Origin of the sequence: Mesorhizobium sp. M7A.T.Ca.US.000.02.2.1, from assembly GCF_003996995.1 — a bacterium.
Lineage (GTDB): Bacteria > Pseudomonadota > Alphaproteobacteria > Rhizobiales > Rhizobiaceae > Mesorhizobium.
Map to the genome: position 1 here is coordinate 1 of NZ_RZTT01000412.1, position 5,177 is coordinate 5,177.

At 61.5% G+C, this 5,177-nt stretch carries 4 protein-coding genes and 1 tRNA gene; 4 read left to right on the forward strand and 1 reads right to left on the reverse strand.

Annotated features, from left to right (window positions below; genetic code table 11):
- Positions 1-220: 220 nt before the first annotated feature.
- On the forward strand, positions 221-1,153 hold the full coding sequence (locus EOD15_RS27985) for a lysylphosphatidylglycerol synthase domain-containing protein (protein WP_127322028.1): 933 nt from the start codon (positions 221-223) through the stop codon (positions 1,151-1,153).
- Positions 1,154-1,328: 175 nt separating this feature from the next.
- Positions 1,329-1,402, forward strand: a tRNA-Gln gene (locus EOD15_RS27990).
- A gap of 315 nt (positions 1,403-1,717) precedes the next feature.
- Here EOD15_RS27990 and EOD15_RS27995 read toward each other — a convergent pair.
- Positions 1,718-2,131 (reverse strand): GNAT family N-acetyltransferase, encoded by a 414-nt coding sequence (locus EOD15_RS27995; RefSeq protein WP_245463783.1) that lies wholly within the window; start codon positions 2,129-2,131, stop codon positions 1,718-1,720.
- Positions 2,132-3,039: 908 nt separating this feature from the next.
- Here EOD15_RS27995 and EOD15_RS28005 point away from each other — a divergent pair.
- A complete protein-coding gene (locus EOD15_RS28005) occupies positions 3,040-3,672 on the forward strand; it encodes a hypothetical protein (RefSeq protein ID WP_127322026.1) in 633 nt (210 codons plus the stop codon).
- Positions 3,673-3,810: 138 nt separating this feature from the next.
- Positions 3,811-5,177 (forward strand): hypothetical protein (locus EOD15_RS28010; RefSeq protein ID WP_127409036.1); only part of this gene is annotated, 1,367 nt, incomplete at its 3' end.

A 5,177-nucleotide genomic window follows, 5' to 3' on the forward strand; every position in this document is an offset into this window, starting at 1 on the left:
GAGCCGCATGCCGAATTTTGCCGGCAGGCCGCTGACCGCCGTTCCGAGGCGGCGGCCGCTCGCTGCGGCTAATCTTGCCGGCCGGCGCTGCGACAAGGGTTCGCGGTTGAATAGCCGGCTTCGATGAGGCATTTCTGAAATGAGCGGAAGACTCCGGCACAGCCGGCCTCCCACCAGCCACGGAAAAGGAAGCGGACCCGCAACGCATGGCAGTCAGGCAATGAACTGGAGACGCTATTTCTGGCCGGTCGTCGGCATCGCCGCGGTGATCTTCTCGCTGCTGCTGCTCTGGCACGAATTGCGCGGCGTTTCGCTCGACGATGTCTGGGACGGTATCACGGCCATTCCGACCCGCGGCTGGGTTCTTGCCGCGCTGAGTTCGATCATCGCCTATGCCTCGCTCGCCGGCTACGACCACATCGCGCTTCTTCATATCGGCAAGCGCGTGTCGTGGCTGTTCGTCACGCTGTGCTCCTTCACCACCTATGCGCTGTCGCACAACATTGGCGGTTCGGTGTTTTCGGGCGCCGTTATCCGCTACCGCGCCTACGGCACCAGGGGCCTGACCGGTCAGGATGTCGGCGTGCTGGTGGCCGTCTGCTGGATCACCTTCGTGCTGTCGACGATTTTTGCCTCGGGCCTCGTGCTGGTCTTCGAACCTGAGATCATCGACCGCTTTTCGGGGATCGCGCATCACGGCCTGTCGGAGGCGGCCGGCATCGCCATGCTGCTGCTCGTCGCCGCCTACATATTCGGTAGCTGGCTGCATCTGCGCCCGCTGAAGATCGCTGGCTTTCAGTTGCACTATCCGGCGCTGCCGATCGTCGCGCGACAGCTGCTGATTGGCCCGATCGAACTGCTGGCTGCCGCCGCGATCATCTTCTTTGCCCTGCCCGAAGCCCACAATCCCGGCTACTTCGTCATACTGGGCGTCTTCCTCGTCTCCTTCTCGATCGCGCAGATCTCGCACGCGCCAGGCGGGCTCGGCGTGTTCGAGGTGGTGTTTCTCGCCGGCCTGTCCGACATGGATCCGGTCGGCGTGCTGGCGGCACTGCTTGTGTTCCGGCTGTTCTACCTGATCATCCCGCTGATTCTGGGCCTAGGGGTGGTGCTGTTCTTCGAACGCTCGCAGTTCAGCCGGACGGAGAGCTGAGGCGTGGGATTGGACTGGGAGCCGCGCGCCCGCATCTGAAGTGTGGCTTCTGAAATCGCCTGACGAAACGTGTCATTGAACCACGAGCAGGCTTGACTATTTTCCGCTGGCGGCTACAAGGCAGCGCTCACAGCGGCTTGCCCGCTCGGCCCGCACGGTTCATGACCGCGCCTGCTGGGGAATAGGTTAACGGTAGACCCACGGACTCTGACTCCGTTAGTCCTGGTTCGAATCCAGGTTCCCCAGCCAGACATTTCTCAAGTATCTACCTGTGCGGAACTTCCCGACGCCGGCGACGTTGCTGTTCACCCACGCAGCCCGTGATCTTTAAAGCTCACCTATGTATCATCGGATATGTCACCGACTGCGCCGAGGGCGCCCCACCCGAGGACAATATTCCTACAGAAGCCGTTCCCTGTAAAGGCTCAAACGGCGAAAGTTCGCTTGGCCCCAAGGCAACTTCGTCGACTATGTCGGGCGTTGCGGCGTTCTAGCCGCGCTCCATCGCCACTTTGTGCGCAGCATATTCTGGGAACTCGGTCTCGGCCCACGCACTCAGCGGCTTCACCAGAATGAGCGCATCATCGGCATAGCCGTTGCGGCTGTAGAATTGTGTGTGCGCTCCTTGCCGAGAACCATCGAGATGCGGGTGATGTCGCAGCCGACACGCGCTGCTTCCTCCTCGATCCACGCCATCAGTTTGGCACCGATGCCAGCACTGCGCATCTGGGCATCGACAACCACATGGTCGGCCTCCGCCCACTTTCCTGCCCATAGCTGTACCCCTATCCAGAAGCCCGACATGCCGACCATCCTTTCACCGATGAAGGCGGCAACGCAGCGATAGTTGCCTTGGGCGATCATTGCGGCCAGCCGCTCACGAAACAGGCCCTCCGGCATGGACCCGGTTTGCTCATAGAGCGGGTAGATGGCCGCTATCTCTTCGAGGCCCACCAGTTCGCGAATGACGATGTCCATTCAAAGCCCTCCCCTTGCGCCCGGCGTCACGCCACCATCGACACCGTATCATCGCCGCTTTGGACGCATCCCACATTATTTCTCCTCCCGGTAATGCAGCAGCTTCGCATGACGACGCTGACGGCATTCCAACTTGCCCCGAACAAACAAAAAAGCCCGCGACCGGGAAGTGGCAGCGGGCAGGGTCTAGAGTGCTTGAAACCTGCTTAGGAAAGCAAAAAGCACACCGAACCGAGCCGGCGAGCTTCCCGTCATGTCGAGATCAGCTCAGTCCGACGTGGCAGGACCCGACTCGACGACTTGCGCCGTGACTGAGGAAAGGATTCCTCGCTTCGTCAGGACAGGCTTTTCATAGTTCTTTTTCATAGATGCTCCTCGCATTTTCCACCCGCCGAAGGTGCTTTGGGGCGATCAAGTTGTCAAGCTGAAGCTAAAAAATCCGCCAAAAGGGTAGGAAGTTGGCAAACTCGCCGGGCGAAGACCCCAACGCCCTCGGAGCCCGGCGAGCCTACTACCTAATCGGGTACGCGATCAGGACCGGGGTTCACCCAGTAACAGGTCCGGTGCAAGAGCAATGCCAGCAACCCTGTGCTGAAACGGGACGGGCGGCAAAATGACCGTAAGCCTGGCTCCAGCGGAACGTGGTCCCTTAATTAAATTAGCAGAGACGCACAAAAGGGCTTATAATTCGGACAGCCGGCACTGTCCCCTCCAAGCCGGTTAGGCTCGGCGCCAGTCCCCCTCGATACCCCCCGACGCCGGGCCGCTGCTCCTAAGCCGCTGGTCAGGACGAGCGCGCGAGCGAAACGGGCGCCATCGGTGTCTATGCGGCGGAATCATGGAGGCGAGATTGCCTGGTCGTTGCGTCCGCCTTAGTGAAGCTTCATGAAAAGCTCCTCCCCGAAGTGATGACCACTGACAGCCAGTACATTCTCGAACGCATCAGCCAAGGCTGCGTGACGCTCTCCGACGGCGAGTTCGTCATCGACAGGCTGGTCAAGTATTTCGGCAATGGGAGGATCCGCTGGCATGTCGAGTTTCGCGGGCATCGTGTCGAGCTCACGACAGGCCAGATCAAGAAGCAGCCGACCTTCCGCAGGAAGATATTCGAACAGGCTGGGGTGCTGCCGCCCCAGCGTGCCGGGACCGACTACAGGCGATGGGCACTCGATCTGAGGAAGAATGCGGTCGAGCTTCCGTGGCGGGATAGGCCGGTGGACGCCGGCTTCGCCATCGACAGGCTCGCCAGCCACGGCGACGGGCGCTGGACGGTCGAATACCAGGGCAAGGCCATCAAATTCACGACAACGAAACTCCGCAGGCAGGTGAGTTTCCGCAAACGCATGCTGGCCAAGGCCAAGGTGTTGCCGCCCGAGTTGGCCCCGGCCGCCTATCGCAAGTGGATGGACTGGCTCATCCAAAACGCCACCGAGGCTGCTCCGCAGGCCGGCGATGCCCTGATGACGGAGAAAAGCTGGCTGGACGACCTGCCTGAGCTAGCCGGCTGGCAAGATGAAACACCGTCCCGAGAGACCAGCTAAAAGCGGCGACAGTATCCAAATGCAAGCAGCGATGGCACTCGTTGCGTTTGCCATGCCCGCCAGTTTCGGCACACATTGATGGCGAAGGTAGTCTGACCAGAGCTGGCTCGCTGGCAATCAGAATTGAAATGAGACCACATGGACCGCTTCGACCTCGGCACCTACCGCCGTCCCATCTCCACTCGTTCTTCAGAAACCCAGCGTTGGTTCGATGTTGGCCTCAACTGGTGCTACGGCTTCAACCATGAGGAAGGCATCAAGTGTTTTGAGAAGGCGCTCGAAACAGACCCTGAATGTCCGATGGTGCATTGGGGCATCGCCTATGCCGCCGGACCTTTCTACAATCTGACCTGGAAGGAGCACGGCGACGCCGAGGCCGACAGCGCGACAAGGCGCTGCTTCGAGCATGTCCAGCTTGCGCGGGCCGATGCGGCTGCCGCCAGTGTGATCGAGAAGCGGCTGATCGAGGCGCTGGCCGCCCGCTTTCAGAAGCCGCACCGGGTGAGCCCGGAGGAATTCGAACGGTGGGATGACAGCTATGCCGCCGCGATGCGGCTTGTGTATCGGGACTTTCCCGACGACCATGATGTGATGGCACTGCTGGTCGAAGCGCTGATGATGCGCACGGTGCGGCGGCTGTGGAACCTCAAGACCGGCGCGCCGGCGCCGAATTCCGATGTCGTCGAAGCGCTCGACGTCTGCGAGCGGTCGATCCGGCTTGCCGATGAGGCCGGCGCAGCACAACATCCGGCGATCGTCCACCTGCACATCCAGCTCCTGGAAATGTCCACCATGCCGGAACGCGGCATGCGGTCAGCGGATCTGCTCGGCGAAATGTGCCCCGATGCCGGGCACATGAACCACATGCCGGGGCACATCTATGTGCTGTGCGGCGAGTATGAGAAAGCCAAACGCGCCAGCGAAAAGGCAGTGCGCGCCAACGACCTCTATCTCGCCTATGCCGACGAGCCGACCTACTATTTGCTCGGCTGCTGCCACGATCTGCATCTGATGATGTTCACCTGCATGTTGTCGGGCCAGTACCAGCCTGCACTGTGGGCCGCCGACAGAGTGCGCAGCCTGGTCGCGCGCGACGTGGTCGCCATCCCCGGCCGGCCAAAGCTCACGCAGACGGTGGAAGGCTACCATGCGATGAAATCGCATGTGCAAGTGCGCTTCGGCCGCTGGCAGGAGATCATCGAGGAACCGGCGACCGACGAGCCAAGCCTCTATGTGCTGACGGCGGCCATCCAGCACTACGCCAAGGGTGTCGCCCATGCGACGCTCAGGCAATTTGCTGAAGCCGAGCGCGAGCGCGAAGCGTTCCATCGGCATCTGAAAGGCATTGCGCCCGAGCGGCGCTTCCTCAGCAACCCGGCGCAGGCTTCGCTGGCTGTCGGTGTCGCTCTGCTCGACGGCGAGCTGGCGTACCACCGGGGCGGGCATGAGGAGGCGTATGGCCATTTGCGGCATGCGGTCGAGCTTGACGACAATTTGGCCTACAC

Coding starts and splice junctions, on each gene's coding strand:
- EOD15_RS28005 (WP_127322026.1), top strand. CDS start 3,040: ATGACCACTGACAGCCAGTACATTCTCGAACGCATCAGCCAAGGCTGC.
- EOD15_RS27985 (WP_127322028.1), top strand. CDS start 221: ATGAACTGGAGACGCTATTTCTGGCCGGTCGTCGGCATCGCCGCGGTG.
- EOD15_RS27995 (WP_245463783.1), bottom strand. CDS start 2,131: ATGGACATCGTCATTCGCGAACTGGTGGGCCTCGAAGAGATAGCGGCC.